The sequence below is a fragment of the Glycomyces endophyticus genome, from assembly GCF_039531525.1.
GTDB classification, from domain to species: Bacteria; Actinomycetota; Actinomycetes; order Mycobacteriales; family Micromonosporaceae; genus Glycomyces; species Glycomyces endophyticus.
Map to the genome: position 1 here is coordinate 47,212 of NZ_BAAAQF010000006.1, position 22,523 is coordinate 69,734.

Annotated in this window: 17 protein-coding genes; 4 read left to right on the forward strand and 13 right to left on the reverse strand. The window is 71.4% G+C overall.

Annotated features, from left to right (window positions below):
* Positions 1 to 146 precede the first annotated feature (146 nt).
* Entirely contained in the window at positions 147 to 1,553 is a 1,407-nt protein-coding gene (locus ABD419_RS10285; protein WP_344485490.1) for a pectate lyase family protein, read from the forward strand.
* Here the strand turns inward: ABD419_RS10285 and ABD419_RS10290 are convergent.
* From ABD419_RS10290 to ABD419_RS10315, 6 genes are all read right to left on the reverse strand, one after another.
* On the reverse strand, positions 1,516 to 2,472 hold the full coding sequence (locus ABD419_RS10290) for a hypothetical protein (RefSeq protein WP_344485492.1): 957 nt from the start codon (positions 2,470 to 2,472) through the stop codon (positions 1,516 to 1,518). The genes ABD419_RS10285 and ABD419_RS10290 overlap by 38 nt on opposite strands.
* Positions 2,469 to 4,118, reverse strand: a complete 1,650-nt coding sequence (locus ABD419_RS10295) for a protein phosphatase 2C domain-containing protein (RefSeq protein ID WP_344485495.1) — start codon at positions 4,116 to 4,118, stop codon at positions 2,469 to 2,471. The genes ABD419_RS10290 and ABD419_RS10295 overlap by 4 nt, the downstream gene beginning before the upstream one ends.
* Before the next feature lie 2 nt (positions 4,119 to 4,120).
* Entirely contained in the window at positions 4,121 to 4,780 is a 660-nt protein-coding gene (locus tag ABD419_RS10300) for a vWA domain-containing protein (protein ID WP_344485498.1), read from the reverse strand.
* A 17-nt stretch (positions 4,781 to 4,797) separates the two neighbouring features.
* Positions 4,798 to 6,159, reverse strand: coding sequence for a hypothetical protein (locus ABD419_RS10305; protein ID WP_344485501.1), 1,362 nt, complete (start codon positions 6,157 to 6,159; stop codon positions 4,798 to 4,800).
* A gap of 16 nt (positions 6,160 to 6,175) precedes the next feature.
* On the reverse strand, positions 6,176 to 6,730 hold the full coding sequence (locus ABD419_RS10310) for a hypothetical protein (protein WP_344485504.1): 555 nt from the start codon (positions 6,728 to 6,730) through the stop codon (positions 6,176 to 6,178).
* 130 nt (positions 6,731 to 6,860) lie between these two features.
* A complete protein-coding gene (locus tag ABD419_RS10315; protein ID WP_344485507.1) occupies positions 6,861 to 11,399 on the reverse strand; it encodes a CHAT domain-containing protein in 4,539 nt (1,512 codons plus the stop codon).
* A 103-nt stretch (positions 11,400 to 11,502) separates the two neighbouring features.
* On the opposite strand from ABD419_RS10315, the gene ABD419_RS10320 reads away from it, so the two are divergent.
* Positions 11,503 to 11,871, forward strand: a complete 369-nt coding sequence (locus tag ABD419_RS10320; protein WP_344485510.1) for a hypothetical protein — start codon at positions 11,503 to 11,505, stop codon at positions 11,869 to 11,871.
* A gap of 26 nt (positions 11,872 to 11,897) precedes the next feature.
* A complete protein-coding gene (locus ABD419_RS10325) occupies positions 11,898 to 12,788 on the forward strand; it encodes a hypothetical protein (RefSeq protein WP_344485513.1) in 891 nt (296 codons plus the stop codon).
* Between the two features lie 33 nt (positions 12,789 to 12,821).
* On the opposite strand, the gene ABD419_RS10330 is transcribed toward ABD419_RS10325, so the two are convergent.
* From ABD419_RS10330 to gcvT, 6 genes are all read right to left on the reverse strand, one after another.
* Entirely contained in the window at positions 12,822 to 13,940 is a 1,119-nt protein-coding gene (locus tag ABD419_RS10330; RefSeq protein ID WP_344485516.1) for a Gfo/Idh/MocA family protein, read from the reverse strand.
* Positions 13,937 to 15,295, reverse strand: a complete 1,359-nt coding sequence (locus ABD419_RS10335) for a mannitol dehydrogenase family protein (RefSeq protein WP_344485519.1) — start codon at positions 15,293 to 15,295, stop codon at positions 13,937 to 13,939. Before ABD419_RS10335 ends, ABD419_RS10330 begins: the two co-directional genes overlap by 4 nt.
* On the reverse strand, positions 15,283 to 16,578 hold the full coding sequence (locus ABD419_RS10340) for an enolase C-terminal domain-like protein (protein WP_344485522.1): 1,296 nt from the start codon (positions 16,576 to 16,578) through the stop codon (positions 15,283 to 15,285). Before ABD419_RS10340 ends, ABD419_RS10335 begins: the two co-directional genes overlap by 13 nt.
* Complete coding sequence (uxaC, locus tag ABD419_RS10345) at positions 16,579 to 18,012, reverse strand: glucuronate isomerase (protein WP_344485524.1); 1,434 nt, start codon at positions 18,010 to 18,012, stop codon at positions 16,579 to 16,581.
* Positions 18,013 to 18,015: 3 nt separating this feature from the next.
* The gene (locus ABD419_RS10350; protein ID WP_344485527.1) at positions 18,016 to 19,332 is read right to left on the reverse strand and encodes a Gfo/Idh/MocA family protein; all 1,317 of its coding nucleotides are present in this window, start codon (positions 19,330 to 19,332) and stop codon (positions 18,016 to 18,018) included.
* 99 nt (positions 19,333 to 19,431) lie between these two features.
* Complete coding sequence (gene gcvT / locus ABD419_RS10355) at positions 19,432 to 20,517, reverse strand: glycine cleavage system aminomethyltransferase GcvT (RefSeq protein ID WP_344485530.1); 1,086 nt, start codon at positions 20,515 to 20,517, stop codon at positions 19,432 to 19,434.
* Positions 20,518 to 20,592: 75 nt separating this feature from the next.
* Here gcvT and ABD419_RS10360 point away from each other — a divergent pair, with 75 nt between their 5' ends.
* Positions 20,593 to 22,050: a leucyl aminopeptidase gene (locus ABD419_RS10360; protein ID WP_344485533.1), complete on the forward strand. Its 1,458-nt coding sequence runs from the start codon at positions 20,593 to 20,595 to the stop codon at positions 22,048 to 22,050.
* A 78-nt stretch (positions 22,051 to 22,128) separates the two neighbouring features.
* Here the strand turns inward: ABD419_RS10360 and ABD419_RS10365 are convergent, their stop codons facing one another.
* Positions 22,129 to 22,464, reverse strand: coding sequence for an oxidoreductase (locus ABD419_RS10365; RefSeq protein ID WP_344485536.1), 336 nt, complete (start codon positions 22,462 to 22,464; stop codon positions 22,129 to 22,131).
* Between the last annotated feature and the right edge of the window lie 59 nt (positions 22,465 to 22,523).

Genomic DNA, 22,523 nt, shown 5'->3' on the forward strand with positions numbered 1-22,523 from the left:
CAGACGGGACCGGGGAGTCATCGCCGGTCCCGTCTCTTTCTATTTCGGACGGACCTCTTGCAAACGCTGTCCTCGGGACGTTACCGTCAACATCGAGGCCCATCGATATGTTGGACCTCCCCCTCCATCGAAAGGACCTCGGTCTCATGGACACCAACCCCACCGGCGGCCACACCAGACGCGGCTTCTGGAAGATCGTCGGGCTCGGCGCGGCCGTGCCCGTCGCCGCCTCCGCCGGACTCCTCGCGGCCGCCGCCCCGGCACAGGCGGTCACCCCCGGCACCTGGTACTTCATCAAGTCCCGCCACTCCGGCCTGGTCCTGGACGTGCTCAACATGAGCACGGCCGGCGGCGCCGAGATCATCCAGTACACCCAGACCGGCACGACCAACCAGCAGTTCCGGTTCGTCGACTCGGGCGGCGGCTACTACCGCATCCAGGCGCGGCACTCGAACCTCGTGCTCGACGTGTGGGAGTGGAACGCCGCCAACGGCGCCACGATCGCGCAGTGGAACGACCTCAACGCCGACAACCAGCAGTGGCGGGTGACCGAGTCGGGCGGGTACGCGACCTTCGTGAACCGCTTCTCCGGCAAGGCCCTCGACGTGTGGGAGTGGTCGACCACCCCCGGGACGCGGATCTCCCAGTACGACTACCTCAACGGGTACAACCAGCAGTGGCAGCTCGTCCCCGCCGGCGGCACCACGCCGACCACGGGCCTGGTCGGCTGGGCGACCCAGAACGGCGGCACTACCGGCGGCGGCAGCGCCTCGGCGACCACGGTGACCTCGGCGTCCGCACTGGCCTCGGCGGTCAGCGGCACCTCGGCGAGGGTGGTCCGCGTCAGCGGCACCATCAACGTCTCCGGGATGATCAACGTCGGCTCCAACGTCACGATCGTCGGCAACTCCGGCGCGCAGATCACCGGCGGCGGCTTCCACCTGAGCGGCTCGCGCAACGTCATCATCCAGAACCTGCGGTTCAACGGCTGGTCCGACGACGCGATCAACATCCAGGACGGCTCCACCAACATCTGGGTCGACCACAACACCTTCGGCACCGGCTACGACGGCTCCTGCGACATCAAGCGCGAGTCCGACTTCGTCACGGTCTCGTGGAACCGGTTCGACGGCAGCGACAAGAACATGCTGCTGGGCCACTCCGACGACCACACCGCCGACATCGGGAACCTGCGGGTCTCCTACCACCACAACTGGTTCAACGGCACGCAGCAGCGCAACCCCCGCGTGCGCTTCGGCGAGCCGGTGCACATCTACAACAACTACTACTACGACATCGGCGACTACGGCGTCGCCACCACGATGAACGCCGGCGTGATCTTCGAGGGCAACTACATCGAGAACACCGACTCCCCCACCGAGATCGGCCAGGGCGACTCCGCCGGCGGCCGCATCGTCTCGCGCAACAACCACCTGGTGAACTCCGGCACGCCGGTCTCCAGCGGCTCCGTCGCGAGCGTCCCGTACGCCTTCACGCTCGACACCCCGTCGAACGTCAAGTCGATCGTGACGGGGGGCGCCGGGGCGCGCTGACGAACGGGATCATCGGACGCTCGGGGCCCTCTCGCCGGGGCCCCGGCTTCGGTGCCGGCGGCTGGATCGGGGCGAACGTGAGGGTCGGGCGATTCTCCAGTGCGCCGATCCACTCCTCGGCACGGCACCGCTCGCCGTCTGCGACGCGGACGGCGAGCTCCGCCACCGGGCCACCGAGCCGGCCGAGCTGCTCGGAGTTCGCGGCGACCTGAACCGGCGTGATCTTCGGCTCGACCAGGAGCACTCGAAGGATGAGGAGTGCGAGCTTGAACCGGTCGGAATCGAAGGTCGCGGTGCCGACCTCCTGGTCGGGGTCGGCCCAGTCGGGGGTCTGCGCCTGCGGCATCGGCGGCAGGTGCCCGGCGATGCGGCATCCGTCGCAGTCGAGCATGTACACGGCCGGTTCGGGTTCGATCGTCCAGAGCAGGTTGCGCGGGGAGACGTCGCCGATGATGACGTCGATGGCGTGCAGGGCTTTGAAAAGCCGGGCGTAGCGGAGGAGCAGTGCGCGCCGCTGCGTCTCGTCGGGGAGTCGGAGGTTCGACCAGCCGGCCTTCTTGCGGAAGATGAGGAACTGCAGTTCGCGCAGTTTGCGCGCCTCGCCGATGTCCGCGGTGAAGTGGTCCGGGGCCTCCGGCATGGTGAGGCCGCAGTGCACGCCGCCGTCGAGGACGACGCCGCTGGGCCAGGCGGCGCTCGAGAGGATGAGGTTCCTGTCGGGCCCGGGGCGCATGTCGGTGTGGACGAGCCGGATGAGTCGTTCCAGTTCGACGACGTTGAGCTGCTCTCTGGCGTGGTACTGCTTGTAGAGCACGCCGGGCATGCGCGAGGTGCGCTTGACGACCCCTTGGCCGCCGTCGCCGATCACGGTGAGCTCGCCCAGGTCGTCGAGGCTGCTGGGTCGGTCGTGGTGTGTCATCGTTCCCCCCAGAGGACGACCGCGAACCGCTCGCGTTGGGCCGTGCCCCGTCCGAGCAGGTCGATGGTCTGGAGCGGTCCGGGGCGGAGGTGCACCCGGTCGATCAGCGCGGGGATGAGGCCGTAGGTGAGCAGGAGCGTCTTGTCCTCGTCGAGATGGTCGGCGTACAGGCGCATTTCGGGCTCGCCGGCGGTCCCGGTGAAGACGCGGCGCGGTTCGCCGAGACTCTGCTGGATCCCGTCGCCCGCGATGAGGGCGGACGGACCGCCGGAGAGGCTGAGCGTGTAGTGGACCGAGCCCGCGGTCGGCTCGACGCAGATCAGCGCGGCGGCGATGGCGTCCAGGTGGATCTCCGGATCGTCGCGCAACGTGCGGACCGCATGCGTCCAGGGCAGCACCGTCCAGTCCTCCGACGGCTGATCCGGGGGCATGAGTTCGACGGCGGCCTGCAGCGTGCTGGTCCACCGTTCGACGGTGCGCTCCGCCCCGAGGACGATGGGGGCGGCGACGATGGCGACGATCCGATCGGCGTGGGCGGCTATCAGGATCCGCGACCGCCGCGGGATTCCGGAGGCCTTGCTCAGATCGCTGCCGGCCACCGCGGCGCGCACCTCGATGTCGCCGTGCCTTCCGGCGCGGAGTTCGAGATCTCTGGGCAGGGTCGGCCCGATCGGCAGTGCACCGGCCGGGAGCAGCGGCGGCGCAGGCTCCCGGTGCTCGGGGAGCGCGGTCCAGAAGACCGCTGCCGAGCGGTCGTCGTCGAAGGACTTGCGGCGGAGCTGGGTCTGGCGGAGGAAGTCGAGCGGATCGGGTGCGCTGCTCCAGCGCTCGCCGAAGTGGTCCCGGGAGTCGTCCGCGATGGGACCGCCGCTGCGGGCCGCGCGGTGCCCGTCGGTCGTGATGAGGTCCCCGATCCCGTCGCTGACCAGTGCGAGCGCCTGCCCCGGGGAGAGCAGCCCCATCCGTTCGCGGAAGCAGTCGCGAAGCGCTGCGGTCGGCATCGCGGCGGTGACGGTGCTGAAGTCCTCGTCGCGTTCGAGCGGGAAGAGCTCGATCAGGCGCCGCTCGTCGATCACGTACGCGGGGCTGTCGCCCACGCGGGCGATCCAGTACGGATAGAACCCGTCGCCGTCCGGCTTCGCGGCCATGGCCGCGACCGTGAGGGTGGTCCGGGGCCCCTGCAACCGCTCGAGTCTCGTATTCACGTGCTTGAACAGCGCGCGCCCCTGCCGGAACGCATCGGCGCCCGACGACTCGAGACGCCTTGCCAGGTCCTCGATGCAAAGGCGCACTGCGGCCTCGGCGGCGACCTGGCTGTGGTCGACGGAGCCGACGCCGTCCGCCACGGCGGCGACCGCCCAGGCACCGCCTGCGCTTCGCGCCAGCGCCGAGTCCTGGCGGGGCTTGCCCTCGTAGCGGTGCTTCGCGCCGCGGACGGCCGCTGCGGCGACGGTGACGTCGCCTATGCGGCCCTGTTCGTAGACGGTGTCGGGGTAGGCCGGGTCCGGATCGAGTTTCCATGCGGCCTCGGCGGTTCGTGCGCGGCGGCCGAGGGTCTCGGGGACCCAGGGCGGCTCCCGGTCGCCCCAGGCGGCCGTCGGCCGGCCGGGGGTGAGCTGCAGCCGGTTCTGGACCGTGTCGTCCATCGTCAGATCTCGTCGGCTTTCAGCTCGGTGAAGCCCGGTACCTGATCGGGGACCTTGAGGGTGACGTCTCCCGCGTTGGTCATGCTGGTTCCGGACTGGACGATCGACTTGGTGAGGGCGGAGGCGAACTCGTGGAGGGCCTCGGCCGGGCCGATGGTGTTGTCCGCGATGAAGGACTTGAAGGTGCCGATCTCGGCGATCGTGCTCTCGTCCACGGCGCCGAATCCGAAGGCGACGATGTTGGGCCTCGACTTCCAGGAGGGGTCGGTGAGCCGGGCGAAGTCGCTCCGCCAGTCGTAGTTCGGCTGCCCGTCGGACAGGAAGAACGCGGCGGGTCGGTAGACGCGGCAGCCTTCGGCCTTGAGGTTCGCGACGTCGCCGTCGATGGTGTCGCGCAGGAGCCGGAACGCGGCGCCGTAGTTGGTGCCGCCCTTGACGACGAGGCCCTTGGTGGAGGTGACGTCGCTGAGGTCGGAGAGTTCGAGGAGCACCTCGGCGTCGTCGGAGAACCCGATGATGCAGAAGCGGGTCTTGTCCGCCACCACCGGATCGGAGCCGACGGCGGCGTGCAGTTTCTGGAGTCCGTCGTTCAAGGCGTCGATGTGGTCTTCCATCGAGTAGGACTCGTCGCAGATCACGTAGAAGGGGAGGACTTGCTCCATGGTTTTGCCTTTCTCGTTCAGCGTCCGAACCAGCGCCGCTTCGGCGTGACCGGAACGGGCAGGTGCGGTTCGCCGAGGCCTTGACCGAGCCGGTCGACGGCCTGGGCGAGTCGGTCCACGGTCATGGTCATCTGGTCGCCGGTGCGGGCGATCTGGTCGAGCCGGTCGCGAAGCTGCTGGTCCGCCTCGATCTCGACGACTCCGGCGAGCTTCGCGGCGATGTCCTCGCCCGCGCGGCGCATGTCGTCGGCGAACCGCGACTGCTCGGAGGCGATCGCTCGGGCGAGCGCGCTCGCGTCCTCTTCGCGGTTGTCGCGGAGGAGCCGGCCAAGGGCGTCCCGGTGCCGTTCTCCCTGCCCGACGGCCTCGATCACCGAGGCGCCGACTTCTCGGAGGATCATGGCGGCCTGGTCTTGATGTTCGGCCGCGTTGTCCTGCAGGCCCTGTGCCGCGACGCCGATGGCGGCGGCGGTGGCGATGCCGGCGTCGTGGAAGGCCTGGACCGCACGGTCGCGCTCACTTGCGACGGTGGTGTCGAGCCGCGTGGCCGCGTCGGCGATCGAACGGGCGCCGGACTCGAGGCCGGTGGCGACTGCTCGGAACTCGCTTCCCGCGGCTTCGAGGGCGGCGAGTTCGCCGTTGACCGATTGCGCGGCCTCGACGAGGGTGACGCCCAGGTCGGCCGCGAGGCCGACGGTCTCGCCGAAGCGGCGTTCGAGGGCTTCAGCGCTGAAACCGGGGGTGGCCCGGAGGTGGAGGGCGGCCTCGGTCAGTGCGCCGTCGAGTTCGCCGCGCAGGCCGGTCTCGATCGCCTCGGTCTCGGCGGCGACGCTGCGCTGGAACCACTCGATGGCGACGGACACGGCGATGAGGATCAGGACGCAGGCGACGACGGCTCCGGCCATGCGGTCGAAGCTGAGCCAGAGTTCCCCGTCGAACCCGCTGAGCCATTCGCGGAAGAAGGTCTGCGCGCCCTGTTCGGCATCGGTGCCGAGCCGGTCCCGGTAGGCGCTGACGGCGCCGTGGATGCCGACCCAGGAGACGAGGAGCGGCAGGAAGATCGCGGCGGCGCGGACTGCGTAGAGGCCCTGCAGGACGCGTCCGCGCGCGGGCTGCCCGGGTTCGCCGGAGACACCGGCGAAGACGTCGTGGAGGGGCAGCTCGCGCCACAGCGCGGCGGTCTCGGCGTCGCCGAGTGCGTCCGCGAGCGCTCGGAGCGGCCGCCGGTGCGAGGCGAACCGGGAGTGGTCGGCCAGCGACTTCAGTCGGGAAGCCGTGCCGTCGGCGGCCGGTGTCCCGGGGCCGTAGTCCGCGGCGGCGGCGGGCATGGGGGCGGTGGTCGGCGCCGGTGGCGGCGCGGCTTTGAGGAAGTCCAGCATCGTTCTCCAGGAGGGCTCAGACGGCCAGCAGATACAACTCGACCTGCAACGTGCCGACATCGATGCCGTCCTTGTTGCTGGAGGTCCAGAAGTGCCGCATGGGTGCGGTGCCGAAGAGCTCGGGGAAGCCCTCGGCCAGGACCCGGTTCGACGCCTCGGCGATGTCGCCGCCGAACGCGGGCTCCTCGGCGCCGCCGAAGGTCAGGGCGAATCCGACCTTGTAGCCCTGCGCGACCAGTGCTTCGAAGTCGTCTCGCAGGGCGGCGGTCAGGGCCGCTTCGGCATCGGCGTCTCCCGCGACGATTCCCGCTGCGTCGGTGTCGACGTAGAACACGTGCGGTTCCGACTCGACGCCGGGCTCGGCGGTGGGCGTGGGCTCCGGCGTCGGTGACGCAGCGGCGTCGGGCGTCGCCGCGGCTTCGCTTCCCGCCGAGTCGTCGGGAGGGAAGTCGGCGGCGACGGCCACCGTGACGATGAACAGGAGCAGCGCCAGATCTGCGAACAGCCAGCCTGCGAGTGAGACGGGGGACGGGGAAGCCGCGCCCGGACGCGGCCTGCGTTTCAGCATCATCTTGAAATCCCAGGGGGTACGGGAAGACTGCGGGCAGCGGATACTCTACCCGGGCAATGCAAAACACGAACGGGTGACACGCCTGATCCTCGCGTTCGGAGAGTGGATTGTGGACAGACGTTCGAATTCATCAAGGCCCGGTGTGCACGTAAGCGGCCCACCAGATCGGTTCGGGCGACTGGGCGCGCAGATTCGCGACGGCTTGGTGCAGCGCACGGGCGGCCCGGTCCGGATCAAGTCCCTCGCGAGTGCCGAGACCTGCATAGAAGCCGTCCGAGATGTCGAGCGCATCCTGGTCCTGCACCTTCCATTGAGCTGCGACGACATGGGTGAAGCCCGCGATCTGCAGGGCGCCGGAGAGGTGGAGGGCCTCGTCGGGGAGTTCGGCGGTGCCGCGGGCGGTCTCGCAGGCGGAGAGGTAGGCGAGCCGGGCCCGGCGCAGCCTGAGGCGGGCGATGTCGGCGGCGGTCAGCGGTCCCGCGTCCTGGTGGTCGTGGGTGTAGAGGGCGCCGCCGCCGAGGTCGCTCCACTGCTGGCTGCCGTGGCCGGCGAAGTGCAGCATCGAATGATGGGGGAGCGCGGTGAGGACTTCGGCGCGAAGTGCGGCGGGGCCGTCCAGTCGCGTCATCGAGGTCGCCCGGCCGGCGAGGTTCGCGATCTCGTCCTGCGCGCGCGGCAGCGGGGAGAGCCCCGGGGTGGCGGGCTGCGCGATCGCGAGCAGGCGGTCCTTGGCTCCAGGCTCGACTTCGTGGCCGCGCATCGCGGCGAGTGCCCGAACCGTGCTGGTGTACGAGCACACGAACCGGGAGTGGAGGTTCTCGTCGGGGCCGTCTTCCGGGCCGTAGCGTCCGGCGGCGTGGAGCGGCAGCAGCGTGAGCAGGCCGGTCGGGCACCACCACATGCGGGACGGGCGGTCGCCGCCCGCGCATGTGCTCGGTTCGAGGCTGCCCAGGACCGGCTCGGCGATGGTCCTCCACAGCCATGCGAGCGTGTCGGCCATGCGGATCTGGGCGGTCCAGGTCTCGGCGATACTGCGGCCGATCCGTTCGAGCGCGGGGAGGAGCGCGTCGGATCGCGCTTCGATGCCCTCGGGACCTGCGAGGTGCAGGTCCCGGAGCGGCACCGGGAGGATGCGGTCGCGGGTCACGATGATGGCGTCGCAGCGGAGTGCGCTGGTGTTGACGACGACCACGGGCCCACCGGCCGCGGCCGCTTGCAGCCGTTCGATCGAGGGCGGCCGTTGGAAGTCCTCGAGGCCCGGCAGCGCCCGCACCTGCCGCACGAGGTCGTCGAGGTCATGGGTGAGGCCGCGACGCCGCTCGGCCTCGGCGCGCCCGCGCCTGGCCTGGTCGCCTGGACTGGGGTCCGAGTCGCCGAAGTCCCCCGGGTCCGGTTCGGCGTCGAGCAGGGCGCGCAGATCCCGAATTCGAGCGGCGAGGTCGGGTCGCCGCTCGCGGAGGTCCGCCAGGTCGTCGCGGGCGTCGATCGCATCGGCGAGCAGGAGGCCCCTCCCCAGTTCGAGCAGTCGGAGCGCGGTCTCGGGTTCGCCCGCGTTGAGGGCGACCGCCGCCGCGTCACTGGAGAGCCCGGAGATCCGGCCGAGCGAGGACAGGCGTGCCTCGCGGTCGAGGCCGCGCCAGGCGATGTTCGGGAGTTCGGCGATGACGGCCTGGTGGGCTTCGAGGGCCTGATCCCAGCCGAGCCGCCCGGATCGTGCGAGCTCGAGTGCGAGTCGACTCCAGGCGCCCGCGATCCGGAACCGGGTCTGCGCCGGCGCCGACGGGGTCCTGGTGGCTTCGCGGAAGCACGCGATGCCCCTGTCGAGGCTCTTGTCCGCGTTCCATGCCCTGGCCCTGCCGAGCAGCGCGGTACCGAGGTTTCCCAGCGTCCTGGCCCGTTCGGGGTGATCGGCGGGAAGCATGCGGAGCGCCTGTTCCGCCGCCTTGACCGCGCGCGAGGCGTCCCTGGGGTGGACCGGGTCCTCGATGCTCCTGGTGCTGAAGGCGACCGAGAGGTTGGAATGGACGATCGCCAGCGAGGGATGTCCCTCCGGGGTGTCGCGGACGGCCTCGCTCAGGATGGCGACGGCCTCATCGGTGTCACCGTGCCGCCGGTGCGGGGAGGAGTTGCGGATGCGCAGAGCGGCGGCGAGGGCGATCTGCGAGCGGATCCGCTGCGGGGCGTCGGAGGGCGTCAGCGCCCGGCCCTCCCGCGCGGCGTCCACCGCTTCGTCGATGTCGCTCTGCGCTTCACTGAGGGAGAACCGTTCGGCGAGCGCGATCGAGAGATTGACACGGTGGCGGGCGGTCTGCGGGGCGGCCACCGCGGCTTCGCGGTGCAGGTCGATCGCCTCGGCGAGGTCGGCGGCCGAATGCATCTGCCCCCAGCGCAACCGCAGGACGGTCCCGAGGTTGCCGGCGCCGCGCGAGACCTGGACCGGATCGGCGGGATCTGCGATGTCTCTGGCCTCGCGTGCCGTTCGGATCGCCTCGTCGAGGACTGCGGCGCTTCCGGAGTGGCGGTACTGCGCGGCCAGAGCGAGACCGAGGTTGTTGAGGTGGGGCTCGCGGAAGGGATGTCCGGGGGGCGTGAGCGCGAGCGCTTGACGGGCGAGGTCCACTGAGCGTCGCGCGCCGTCGGCCGAGCGTGCGGTTTCGGACTGGACGACCAGCGTGAAGCTGTGACGGGAGCTGAGTCTCGCCCGCTCGACATCGGAGAGGCCGCTGTGGGCGTGCAGGGCTTCGAGGAGGTCGATGGCCTCCCGAAGGAAGTCGGGGCGCCCGTGCCACTCGAAGGCGACCATGAGAGCGGTGGCGAGTTCGAACCGGACGTCGAAGCCGTCGCCGCCGGGAAGAGCTGCGGCGTCGCGCAGCGAGGCGAGCGACCGGTCGAGGTCGACGCCTTCGGCGGAGGACCGGAACCGGATCAGGAACAGTTCTCCGATGCGAAGCGCGGCGTCGGCGCTGCTCGAGGCGTCCGGGTCGACCGCGTGCGCCGCGCGGGCGGCGTCGATGGCCTCGTCGAGGTGGTCCAGGCGCAGTGTGCGCAGCGCGCGGTTCCGGTGGGCGCTGCGGAGGGCTCTGAGGCACATCAGGAGTGCATCGCGGTGGCGGCCGTCGAGTCGTTCGCGGGCCAGTTCGAGTGACCGCACCGCCTCCTCGCCGTCCTGGGGCGACGCGAACAGGGCGTGCCGCCGGTCGAGCACGTGGCCCAGCCGGGCCAGGGCGACGCCGCGTTGCTGTTCGTCCCCGAACGCGCTCTCGAGCGCCGCACGTGCGGAGGCGACCGCGGCGTCGAAGTCGGATCGCTCGCCGGAGCGCTGGGCCTGCTCCGTCTTGACGTCCGCCAGAAGATCGCGCCAGCCGATATGGAACGCGACAGCCTTGGTCTCGGCGAGGGCGATTGCGCCGAGCGTCTCGGCACGGTCGGCGTCGGCCGGAGAGCCGAGGCGCTTGTACCGGGTGCGGAGCGCCGTCCCGAGCTGGAATACGGCGAGGTCGTGTCTCGGCCCCGTGGTGTCGGTCGACGCGAGGTCCGCTTCCGCGGCGGCCACCGCGGCGTCCAGACGGTCCGCCGGTTCGGCGCCACTGGACGCGGCGGTGGTGACGGCGCTGAGATTCGACCGGAGTCGGAGGTGCTCGGGATGTCCGGTCGGGAGGTCCTCGAGGGCGGCGGCGGCCTCGCGCTCGGCCGCTGCGAGGTCCGCCGGGTCGCGGTCGCGGCGGTGGCGGTAGAGCAGCGCGACACCGAGGTGGGATCGGCAGAGCGCCATGGCGACGGTGCCGGGTTCGGATCGGGCGACGCCGTCGCGGAGCGCGGACAGCGCCAGGTCCAGGTCGTCGGGGACGGCGTCGGCGTTGTACCGGGCGAGCAGGGCGAGGGCGGCGCTGAAGGCGATCATCGGATGCGGTCGGGACCCGGCGGTGAGGCAGGCGGTGCCGAGCGCGGCCGCTTCGTCGAGGTCGGCGCGCCGTCCCCGCTCGAGATGCCGCAGTGTCAATGCGGAGCACAGGTTGGAGAGCATGACCAGCCGGTCTGGATGGTCTGGCGTGGACTGATGCAGTGCGGCTCTGCCGAGCAGCACCGCCTCGTCGAGTTCCTGCGCCGAGCCGGTGAACACGCGATGGTCCCGGAGGGCGCCGCTCAAGTTGGCGAGCAGCGTCGGTCGGCCGATGTGGGTCGCGGGGGTGACGCCGAGGATCTCGCGGACGAGTGCGATCGACTCCTCGAGCGCCGTCCGGTCGCCTGTCGCCGTCCAGCGCTCGAAGCGCTCGATCGAGCGAATGCCGAGGGAGTAGACGTCGCGGGAGGGCGGAGGCGGAGCGGCGGCCACGATCGGACGGACGTCCTCGGGCACCTGTTCGGGCAGGTGCTGCGCGATCAGGGCGTAGAGCGCAACGGCCCGTTGCACCTCGAACAACGTCTGCGGAGTCTCGACTTTCGTTGCAGCACAACGAAGATAGTAGAGGTCGGCGATCAGTGCGACGATTCGGGAGTCGAGCAGGTACAGCATCGGCTCTGCACTGTCGGGTTGCTCGATCGAGTGCAGGAGCATAGGACCGAGTTCCTCGACTTCGCCGATGGCGGCGGGGTCGAGGACGGCAGCGGTGTCGGCTCGCTCCACCATCGACTCGATCCGGCGTTCGAGACGGCTCGCGAGCTGATCCACTCGGTCCCAGTCGATGTCGGTAGGGCCGGGATGCTGCGGGGGCGTTGTCACAGCCCTCAGCATGACATGATGTGCTCTCGCGCACTGACCGGAAGGATGCCGGATGGACCGTCTGCAGCTGCTGTCGGCACTGTGCCAGAACCACTCCTCCCTCAGAGCGGTCGCCGACGCGGAGGGCAACTCCGCCCAGTTCGCGGCCGTCACCGCCGCCGCGAGGCGAGGAGATCCGCTCGAGGAGCCGCTTCGGCGCGCCGGACTCCTCAGCGTCATCCGCGCAGGGGGTTCCCGCGGGTTCCAGGGCGACGGTCCCGAGGGAGGCCCGGTGGAACTCGGCTTCGGCGAGGGGCGTCTCGCGGTCGGCGACTACCGCTGCCCCGAGGACGTCTGCGACCGGATCGCGCGCCCCAGGGCCGGAGAGCCGCGTCCCGAGTGCTCGGTCTTTCGGCGCGCGCTGCGCTTCGAGCAGGCCTGACGGTCGCCATCGGGGGAGACGCCATCGTGCACACGGCATTCATCGACCTGGGAGGGCGCATCGGCGAGCGCTGGGCGACCATGCTCGGCCTTCCCGGGCTGCTCTACCTGGCGGGCGCCGCGGCCGCGTTCCACCTCGGCGGCGCAGAGCGGACCGACGCCGTCCGGCTCGCCGACACGCTCGGACTCGACACGACCGGGCCGGCCGTCTGGATCGCGCTCCTGGTCACGGTCCCGGTCCTCACCGCGGCGGCGACGGCGGCGGCCGGAGCGCTGGCGGCGGCGGTCACCGGCGCTTGGCTGGGAAGGTGGCCCGGCATCGCCCGTCCGCTGTCCGGCCCGCTCCGTCGGTGGCGCCGCAGGCGGTGGGACGGCGCGAACGACGAGTACGAGCGGGCGCGTGACGCGGTCCGAGGCGCCCCCGGTGCGGACGAGCTGCTGGAGCTGAACCGGCTCGCGTCGCGGCGCAATGCGATCGCGTTGGAGCCCCCGGTGCACCCGACGTGGATGGGCGATCGTCTGAGCGCGGTGGACGCGAGGATCTGGCACTGGTACGGACTCGACGTCGTGTTCGCCTGGCCGCGACTGTGGCTGGTGCTGAACGAGACCGAGCAGGCATCGGTGCGGGCGGCCCGCGCGAGACTCGACTCCGCGATGGGACTGGCCGGATGGGGCCTGCTCTGCCTGCCGCTGGCCCTGTGGTGGTGGCCTGCGATCGCGGCATCGGCGGTGCTGCTCGGTGCGGCCCATCGTCGAGGGCGGCGCGCCTGCGACGGATACGCGCACCTCGTCGAGGCCGCGTTCGACCTGCGCGGGCCCCTGCTCGCGCGCGAACTCGGGATCGCGATCGAGGAGGACGGCGCGCTCTCGCGCCACGTCGGTCTCAGCGTCACCGAGCAGCTTCGCAAGGCGGTCTGAGGGGCGCTCCGCCGGCGGGAGCGCCCCGGCGGCTCAGGCCCAGGGGAGGCCGAGTTCGCTGTAGAGCCGGCCTTGGACGGCGGCGTCGACGACCGCCTTGTCGGCTCCCTTGAGGATCGTGACGGGGTCGTCGCCGACGCGTTCGAGGTGCTCGCCGTCGACCAGGCGCGGGACGGGCGAGGTGAGGACCTGTTCGAGGACGCCGGTGAAGGGCTTGGAGCGGCGCAGGCCGGAGATGAGGCCGACGCCGCGGCGGCGGTGGGCGAGGAGGTTGTCGAGGAGGTTGGTGGTGCCGTACTGCTTGGCCTCGGTCTCGCCGGGGAGGCGCAGGCGGTCCTCGCGGAAGCCGTACCAGGCCTCGCCCTCGGTGCCCTTGATGTAGATGTCGCCCTCGACCTTCTCGTCCCCGCAGAGGGTCACGGCGACGGTGATCCGCACGCCGTTCTTGTTGGTCGCGCGCCACGCGGCGGTGTCGTCGACCTCGATCGAGGCGCGGGTGCGGAGGCGCTCCAGCTCGACCGGGCCCTGGAGGGGCCAGTCGCCGGCGAGGGCGATGGCCTGCTGGGAGGCGTGCGCCCACGGGTTGGCGAGGGCGCCGTCGGCGACGAGGACGCCGTTCAGCTCGCGCTTGCCGGCCCAGGCGGAGCGGCGGTAGTAGGAGTCGGGGCGCTGCCAGGAGCCGGCGACGCCGATGGACTCGATCTCGCCGAAGCTGCCGGCCTCGATGGCGTCGCGGACGGCGTTGAAGGCGTGCGAGCCGAGGGCCTGGAAGCCGACCTGGACGTTGCGCCCGGTCTCGGTCATGACGTCGTAGAGCGCCTGGTACTCCGCGAGGTTGGTGACCGGGGGCTTCTCCAGGTAGATGTCGGCGCCGTGGCGCATCGCGTCGCCCGCGATCGGCAGGTGCGAGGGCGGGGGCGTGGCGATGACGACCACGTCGGGGTCGGTCGCGTCGAGCATCGCCCGGTAGTCGTCGAAGACGGGCGTGTCGCCGATGAGCGCGCCGGGGCGCTCCTGGATCTCGGCGGTGTCGCACATGCCGACGAACTCGAGTTCGCCGCGTTCGACGCGCGGGGTGAGGTTGTGCTCGCGGTGGTGCAGGCCGAAGCCGTTGGCGCCCACGAGGGCGACGCGCGGGATGCTCGTTGTCACAGGTGCTCCAGGGTGGTGGCGACGCCGTGCCGGTCGAGTTCGCGCAGCCATTTGGCGGCGGCCCGGCGCAGCTGGTGGTTGTCGGCGAGGGGTTCGGGGACGACCTGGCGGATGCCGAGGATCGCGTCGACGCGCCCGGCCGGGGACGGGCCGGCGGCGGTGAGGCTCTGGCGCAGGACGTCCTTGAGCGGGTCGTCGAGCGGCAGGTCCGCGCCCCCGTCGGACTTCCCGGCGCAGAACCGGGTCCAGGCCGCGAGCGGCAGCGCGATGAGGTCGAGGTCGACCCCCGCGGCCGCGAGGTCGGCCATGGTCCCAAAGAGCCGCTGCGGGAGCTTCTGAGAGCCGTCCATGGCGATCTGGATGCAGCGGTGGCGGATGCCGGGGTTCGCGAACCGCTCCAAGACGCTGTCGCCGTACGCCACCGTGTCCTGCCCGTCGGGCGGCGTGAAGCTCGGCGCGATCTGCTCGGCGATCAGCCAGCGCGCGAAGTTCTCCGCGCCGGGGAGGGCGAGGGCCTCGCCGACGGTCTCGACGTCGGCGAGGGCGCCGAGGTACGCGAGCGTGGAGTGGACGCCGTTGAGGGTGCGCAGCTTCAGGCGCTCCCAGCCGGCGACGTCGGCGGTGTAGGTGGCGTCCCAGCCGGGGCGGGGCCCGGCGAAGTCGTCCTCGATGACCCACTGGGTGAACGGCTCCGCTTCGACGGCGGCGAGGTCGGTGACGCCGAGTTCGACGAGGGCGCGCTCGTAGGTGGCCTTGGTGGAGGCGGGGACGATCCGGTCGACCATGGAGGACGGGAAGGTGACGTGCTCCTCGGCCCAGGCGCGGGTGGTGTCGTCGAGGAGCGGCTCGACGGCGGCGCGGGTGGTCTTCCCGTTGTCGGGGAGGTTGTCGCAGCACAGGATCGTGAGCGGCGGGCCGCCTTGGGCGGCGCGGCGGGCGAGGCCGTCGGCGAGGAGGCCGGGGACGCCCTGCGGGTCGCGGTAGGCCTTCTCGGTGACGGTGAGGGTGACGACGTGGGTGCCGGGTGCGGCGACGGCGTCGAGGGCGCGTTCGCGTTCGCCGGCGATGTGGAGGGTGTCGGCGATCGCGCCGATGACGCGCATCGACGCGCCGTCGGGGCCGAGGGTGGCGACGGTGTAGAGGCCGTCCTGCTCGGCGAGGGCGTCGATGACGCCGCGCGAGCTCGGCGCGGCGACGGTGATGCCCCAGTCGGTGTCGTCGGTGTAGACGGCCTGGTGGGCGCGGTGGAACGCGCCGGCGCCGATGTGGAGGATCCCGGAGCGGTCGGGGCGGTCCCCGGGGACGGTGACGTCCCCGGGGAGCCGCTTGAGGACCTCGTCGCCTAGGCGTTCCACGCCGGGCCGTTCGGGAAGGAGAACTCGGCGATGGACTCGGGCTTGAGGGTGACCGAGTAGCCGGGCTGCGTGGGGAGCCGGTAGCGGCCGTCCACGACGGTGACGGGGTCGGTGTAGTGCTCGTGCAGGTGGTCGACGTACTCGATCATGCGCCCCTCCAGGGTCTTGCCGATCCGAAGGTATTCGAACATGCCGAGGTGCTGCACGTATTCGCAGAGTCCCACACCGCCCGAATGGGGGCATACTTCCACGCCGCGCTTGGCGGCCATGAGGAGGGTGGCGAGGACTTCGGGGATGCCGCCGACGCGGCAGGCGTCGATCTGGCAGACCTGGATGGCCTCGGCCTGGAGGAGCTGCTTGAAGATGACGCGGTTGGCGGCGACCTCGCCGGTGGCGACGCGGATGGGGTTGACGGCCTTCGCGATCTTGGCGTGGCCGAGGATGTCGTCGGGGTGGGTGGGCTCCTCGATCCAGTAGGGGTCGAAGGCGGCGAGTTCGCGCATGTTCGCGATGGCCTCGGGGACGGACCAGATCTGGTTGGCGTCCATCATGAGGAGGCGGTCGGGGCCGAGGACGTCGCGGATGATGCGGGCGCGGCGCACGTCGTCGGCGACGTCGGGCGAGCCGACCTTCATCTTGGCGGCGGTCCAGCCGTCGGCGACGGCCTGCTCGGTGAGGGCGCGGACCTTGTCGTCGCTGTAGCCGAGCCACCCGACGGAGGTGGTGTAGGCGGGGAAGCCGTCGTTCTCGAGGATCTTGAGGCGGTCCTCGTAGCCGATGCGGCCCTCGTCGAGGATGGCGACGGCCTCGTCGTAGGTGAGCTCGTCCTCGATGTGGCGGTAGTCGACCTGGGCGGCGAGCTCGGCGGAGTCCATCTCGGCGAGGAGGCGCCACATGGGCTTGCCCTCGAGTTTGGCGCGGAGGTCCCACACGGCGTTGACGATGGCGCCGACGGCCATGTGGGTGGCGCCCTTCTCGGGGCCGAGCCAGCGGATCTGGGGCTCCTGGACGATCGAGCGGGAGAACTCGACGGGGTTCGCGAAGATCTCCTCGACGGTGAGGCCGACGACGAGGTGCGCGAAGGCCTTGACGGCCTGGGCGACGATCTCGGTGCCGCGGCCGCCGGTGAAGGTGAAGCCGGTGCCGGTGGGGCCGCCGTCGGTGTGGAGCTCGACGTAGCAGGCCGAGTAGTCGGCGCGGTTGATCGAGTCCGAGCCGTCGCCGGCGGTTGCGGTGGGGAACCGCACGTCGTGGACCTCGAGGCGTTCGATCTTGGTCGACACTTACTTTTCCAATCCGTAGATCTTGCGGGGGAGGTGGTAGGCGAGGTCGACCGCGACGTCGGCGGCCTCGGCGTCGGTCATGCGGTGCTCGGCGACCAGGCGCGCGAGGAAGGCGGCGTCGACGCGGCGCGCCAGGTCGTGGCGGGCCGGGATCGAGCAGAACGCGCGGGTGTCGTCGACGAACCCTGCGGTGTTGTAGAAGCCGGCGGTCTCGTGGACGGCCTCCCTGAAGCGGCGCATGCCCTCCGGGGAGTCGAGGAACCACCAGGGGGCGCCCGCGAACACGGCGGAGTAGCCGCCGGCGAGGGGCGCGATCTCGCGGCTGAAGACGGTCTCGTCCAGGGTGTAGAGGACGATGCGGAAGCGCGGGTGGTTGCCGAACGCGTCGAGCAGGGGCTTGAGCGCGCGGGTGTATTCGGTGGCGTCGGGGATGTCGCCGCCGACGTCGCGGCCCCAGCCTTCGTACAGCCACTGGTTGTGGTTGCGGTTGGAGCCGGGGTGGAGCTGCATGACGAGGCCGTCCTCGACGCTCATGCGGGCGAACTCGACGAGCATGAGCGCGGGGAAGCGGAGGATCTCGGTCTCGCTCGCCTCGCCGTTCAGGGCCCTGGCGTAGATCGCCGCGGCGGCCTTCGGGTCGTCCTCGGTCGCGGCGGTGAGGTTGCCGTGGTCGGTGCAGGTGGCGCCGGCGGCGATGAAGTCCTGGCGGCGCCGGCGGAGCGCGGCGAGGAAGCCGTCGAACGTGTCGGTGTCCTGGCCGGTGATCTCGGCGAGGGCGTCGACGCGCTCGCGCCAGCCGGGCCAGCCGGGCTCGACCAGGTTGTCGGGCCGGAAGGTGGTGACGACCTTGCCGCCCCTGCCGCCCCAGCGGCGGCCGCCGCCGGCGGGCATCGCCTCGAGGGCCGCGTGCGGTTCGAGGGAGTCCACCGGGGACTCGGTGGTGGCGAGGACCTCGATGTTGAAGCGGTCGAACAGGGCCCGGGGCCGGTAGGCCGGTTCGGCGAGGCGGGAGGAGAGGTGGTCGTAGAACTCGTCGGCGGTGTCGGGGCCGAGTTCCTTGTAGATCCCGAAGACCTCGGCGAAGGTGTGGTCGAGCCACAGCTTCGAGGGGGTGCCGCGGAAGAGGCGGTAGTGCTCGGCGAAGCGCCGCCAGATCGTGCGTCCGTCCACTTCGGAGGGATCGCCGCCCGCGGAGGGGACGCCGAGCTCGTCGGGGCGCACGCCCTGCGAGTACAGCATCCGGGTCAGGTAGTGGTCGGGGACGACGAACAGGCGCGCCGGGTCGGGGAACGGCCGGTTCTCCGCGATCAGGCGCGGGTCGACGTGCCCGTGGGGGCTCACCAGCGGCAGCTCGGCTGTGCGCTGGTGCAGCTCGCGGGCGATGGCGCGGGTGCGCTCGTCGGCGGGGAAGAGGCGGTCGGGATGCAGCGCCATGCGTTATTGCTCCAGCTTGAAGAGGTCGGAGACGGCAATCGATTGCCCAGTGCGGATCGAGGCGTTCGACGCCAGGCCCGCGGCCAGCGCGTTCAGGCCGTCCTGCGCGCTCGCCGACCGGTTGTGGGGGTCGGTGTCGCCGTCGAAGAGGACGCCGAGCATCCGGGTGTCGCCGCCGCCGTGCCCGGCGCGGTTGTACTCCCCCAGGTCGATCTTCTCGGGCTTGGCCCAGAACGGGTGGACGGTGAGCTCGTACCAGCCCTCCTCGGCGGCGGCGTGGGTGCCGTGGATGCTCGCCCCGTTGGGGCCCTTGAGCGCCGGGTTGACGTGGTCGTTCTCGACGACGAGGAGTTCGAGACGGCCCTGGGTGCCGTTGAAGTGGACCCGGTAGCCCTCCCAGGGCGAGTAGGCGGTGAGCCGGTAGGAGAGCGTGACGCCGGAGTCGTAGTCCACGAGGGACATCATGTCGTCGTAGATGGTGACGCCGGGCGCGAACACCGACTGGTCGCGGATGTAGCCGTCCTCGTCCTCGGCGTCGAGGTAGAGGGCCTTGAGGCCGGGGTTCTCGGCCATGTGGAGCGCGAACGGGTCGTCGGCGGCGGCCTCGGAGCCGTGGACGCGCTCGTAGCCGCGGTCGTGGCCGTTGGCCTTGCCGTTCTCGCCGTAGAACGCGAGGCGGCCCTTCGCGAAGGCGCGCACCGGGGCGGCGTCGAGCCACCAGTTGACGAGGTCGAAGTGGTGGCCGGACTTGTGGACGAGCAGGCCGCCCGAGTTCGCCTCCTCGCGGTGCCAGCGGCGGAAGTAGTCCGCGCCGTGGCGGGTGTCGAGGAGCCAGTCGAAGCCCACGGAGGTGATCTCGCCGATCGCGCCCTCGCGCAGCAGTTCGGCGACCTTCTCGTGGAGGGGGTTGTACCGGTAGTTGAAGGTGACGGTGACCGTCCCGGCGGACCGCTGCTCGGCGGCGAGGATCTCGGCGGCGTGCTCGGCCGTGGTCGTCAGCGGCTTCTCCGAGATGACGTCCTTGTCGGCGGCGAGCGCGGCGAGGATGTACTCGTGGTGGGTGGCGTCGACCGAGGTGACGATGACCGTGTCGGGGTCGGTCTCGGCGAGGAGGCTCCCGAAGTCGGCGGCGGCGTACAGGGCCGGGGCGGGGAGCCCGGCGGCCTCGACGGCGGCGGCGTGGTGGGCGATCCGCTTCGGGTTGGGGTCGGCGAGCGCGACGAGCGCGGCCGTGTCACCCCGCTCGATGATCGCGTTGACGTACATCGTGGCGCGCGAGCCGGTCCCGACGATGGCATAGCGATGCGGCGTGCCTGACATGTGACTCCTTCGTCTGCGAGGTTCTGGTAAACGCTATCTGAGAACCTCGCGGCAGGCAAGACCAGGGGGAATTTACACTCGTCGACCTGGGAGTCGGGGCTACTTCGGCGTGGCCTCCGTGAAGGGGGGCTTGACGACCCGCACCGGCAGGCGGCGGCCGCGGACGTCGAGTTCGAGCTCGGCGCCGGGCTTGTACGCGGCGTCGAGGAGCGCGAGGGCGACGCCCTTCTTCAGGGTCGGCGCGTGGGTGCCGGAGGTGGTCTCGCCGACCTCCCGGTCGCCGTCGAGGACGGTCATGTGCGCGCGCGGCACGCCCTTGCCGACGGCCTCCAGGCCCCAGAGGCGGCGCCGCGGGCCGGCGGCCTTCTCGGCGTCGAGGGCGGCCTTGCCCCAGTACTCGGGCTTGTCCCAGCCGATCGCCCAGTTCAGGCGGGCCTGCACGGGCGTGATGTCGAGGCTGAGGTCCTGGCCGTGGAGCGGGTAGCCCATCTCCAGGCGGAGGGTGTCGCGGGCGCCGAGCCCGCATGGGGCGGCCCCTGCGACGAGCATCGCGTCCCACAGGTCCCCCGCGGCCTCGTTGGGGACGACCACCTCGTAGCCGGTCTCGCCGGTGTAGCCGGAGCGGCAGACGATGGCGTCGGCGTGGTCGACGAGGTGCTCGCGGAAGCTCATGTACTCGTGCTCGTGCGGCAGGCCCAGGTATTCGAGGATGCGCGGCGCCTCGGGGCCCTGGACGGCGATGACGGCGAAGGACCGGTGCACGTCGCGGACCTCGACGCCCGCGGGCGCGGCCGCGGCGAGGCGGCGGGCGACCTCGGCGGTGTTGGCGGCGTTCGGGATGAGGAAGACCTGGTCGTCGCCGAAGCGGTAGGCGATGAGGTCGTCGACGACGCCGCCGGACTCGTCGAGGCACAGCGTGTACTGGGCGCCGCCGGGGCCGACCCGGTCCAGGTCGTTCGCGAGGCAGCGGTTGACGAACGCGGCCGCGCCCACGCCGGTCACCCAGATCTTGCCCAGGTGCGAGACGTCGAAGACGCCGACGCCGGTGCGCACCGCCTGGTGCTCGGCGAGCACGCCGCTCGGATACTGGAGCGGCATGTCCCAGCCGGCGAACTCGGCGAACTTGGCGCCGTGGGCGATGTGGCGGGAGTGCAGCGGTGAGGTGAGCAGCGACGGTTCGGACATGGGACAGAGCCTATCGTGCGCGTCCCAGTGGCTAGGATCGGAGCATTTGGTCCCCGAAAAACTTAAGGAACGATCGTGACTGATCTGCTGAGCGCCTCCGGCGACGCCGCGAACGCGGACGTCGACGTCCTCGTCGTCGGCGTCTTCTCCGGCGAGGACGCGCCCGTGCTGCCCGAGAGCCTCGCCGGCGTCGACGCCGGGTTCGGCGGGCGGCTCGCCGCGCAGCTGGCCGCCCTCGGCAACACCGGCGGGGCCGCCTCCCTCACCCGCCTGCCCGCGCCCGAGGGGCTCGGCGCGACGCTCGTCTTCGCCGTCGGTCTGGGCGAGGCCGGCGACCTCGACGACGAGACCCTGCGCCGCGCCGCCGGCACGGCCGTGCGCGCCGCGTTCGGCCAGGCCACGGTCGCCGTCGCGTTCGAGGGCGACCCCGAGTCGACCGCGACCGGCGCGATCCTCGGCGCGTACAAGTACGAGGGCTTCAAGACCGAGGGGAACGGCGACGCCGCCCCCGAGTCGATCAGCGTCTACGGCGCGTCCGAGGACGCGATCGCGCGCGCCCGCGTCATCGGCGAGAGCATCGCGCTCGTCAAGGACTGGGTGTCGGCGCCCGCGAACCTGCTGCGCCCCCCGACGTTCGCGATCGAGATCGAGCAGGCCGCCGTCGCGGCGGGCCTGGAGGTCGAGATCCTCGACGCCGACGCGCTCTCGGCGGGCGGCTACGGCGGCGTCCTCGCCGTCGGCGGCGGCTCGTCGGCCCCGCCCCGCCTGGTGCGGCTGTCCTACCGGCCCGAGGGCGCGAGCAAGCACATCGCGCTCGTCGGCAAGGGCATCACCTTCGACTCCGGCGGCTACTCGATTAAGCCGACCGCGGGCATGTGGGAGATGAAGTACGACATGGCGGGGGCCGCGGCCGTCGTCGGCGCGACCATCGCCGCCGCGAAGCTGGGCCTCGGCGTGAATGTGACCTGCACGGTCGCGCTCGCGGAGAACCTCGTCTCGGGCACCGCCTACCGGCCGTCCGACGTGCTGACCATCCGCAACGGCATGACCGTCGAGATCCTCAACACCGACGCCGAGGGCCGCCTGGTGCTCGCCGACGCGCTCTCGCGGGCCGTCGAGGACGAGCCCGACGCGGTCTACGACGTCGCGACGCTCACCGGCGGCCAGCTCATCGCGCTCGGGCGCCGCACCATGGGCCTGATGGGCACCGACTCGGAGACCGAGCGGATCCGCCGCATCGGCGACGCCACCGGCGAGCACGGCTGGCCGATGCCGTTCCCCGACGACCTGGTCAAGCTCATGGAGTCCTCGATCGCGGACGTCTCGCAGTGCGCGGCCGGCCTCAAGCGCGACGGCCACATGATCCAGGGCGGGATCTTCCTGTCGAAGTTCGTGCCCGAGGAGATCCCGTGGGCGCACCTCGACATCGCGGGCCCCGCGGACTCCGACTCGGCCCACGGGTACACCGCCAAGGGCGCGACCGCGGTGCCGGTGCGCACGCTGGTGGCGCTCCTGGAGGAGCACGCCGCCTAGGACGGGCTCACCGCCATGTGGCGGGACAGTGCACGAGAATTTACGCGGCCGGTCCGGCGGGGCCGGCCGCTTCCGCGTCTACTGGCGGCGCTGCTGCTCGAGCTTCTTCCGCGCGTCGTAGTCCCGCTTGCGCTGGGGGTAGCCGACCTTCGCGACCTCGTACACGGGGACGTTGTGCTTGCGGCCCAGGGCGAACGCTCCGGCCGGGCCGGCGACGCGGCGCCGCGTCCACTCGCCGTCGTGGGCGATGAGCATGACCGTGGTCTCGGTGACGGTGGTCTTGGGCTCGACGTACGCCTCGACCCCGGTGCGCGTGTTGATGAACTCGACCAGGTGACGCTGGTCGACGTTGTCGGAGGCGCGGTCCAGGGTCCCGTCCGCCTGCTTCGATCGCTTCTTGCCGAACCAGCCCACTACCGCTCCTCACGCACCCGCACGATGTCGACTTTCAAGCGTACACACGCGCGATGACG

Excerpts from the sequence above, each read along its gene's own strand:
- uxaC (WP_344485524.1), bottom strand. The coding sequence starts at position 18,012 with ATGGCGCTGCATCCCGACCGCCTCTTCCCCGCCGACGAGCGCACCCGC.
- ABD419_RS10285 (WP_344485490.1), top strand. The coding sequence starts at position 147 with ATGGACACCAACCCCACCGGCGGCCACACCAGACGCGGCTTCTGGAAG.
- ABD419_RS10300 (WP_344485498.1), bottom strand. The coding sequence starts at position 4,780 with ATGGAGCAAGTCCTCCCCTTCTACGTGATCTGCGACGAGTCCTACTCG.
- ABD419_RS10305 (WP_344485501.1), bottom strand. The coding sequence starts at position 6,159 with ATGCTGGACTTCCTCAAAGCCGCGCCGCCACCGGCGCCGACCACCGCC.
- ABD419_RS10310 (WP_344485504.1), bottom strand. The coding sequence starts at position 6,730 with ATGATGCTGAAACGCAGGCCGCGTCCGGGCGCGGCTTCCCCGTCCCCC.
- ABD419_RS10320 (WP_344485510.1), top strand. The coding sequence starts at position 11,503 with ATGGACCGTCTGCAGCTGCTGTCGGCACTGTGCCAGAACCACTCCTCC.
- ABD419_RS10350 (WP_344485527.1), bottom strand. The coding sequence starts at position 19,332 with ATGTCAGGCACGCCGCATCGCTATGCCATCGTCGGGACCGGCTCGCGC.
- ABD419_RS10290 (WP_344485492.1), bottom strand. The coding sequence starts at position 2,472 with ATGACACACCACGACCGACCCAGCAGCCTCGACGACCTGGGCGAGCTC.
- ABD419_RS10295 (WP_344485495.1), bottom strand. The coding sequence starts at position 4,118 with ATGGACGACACGGTCCAGAACCGGCTGCAGCTCACCCCCGGCCGGCCG.
- gcvT (WP_344485530.1), bottom strand. The coding sequence starts at position 20,517 with ATGTCCGAACCGTCGCTGCTCACCTCACCGCTGCACTCCCGCCACATC.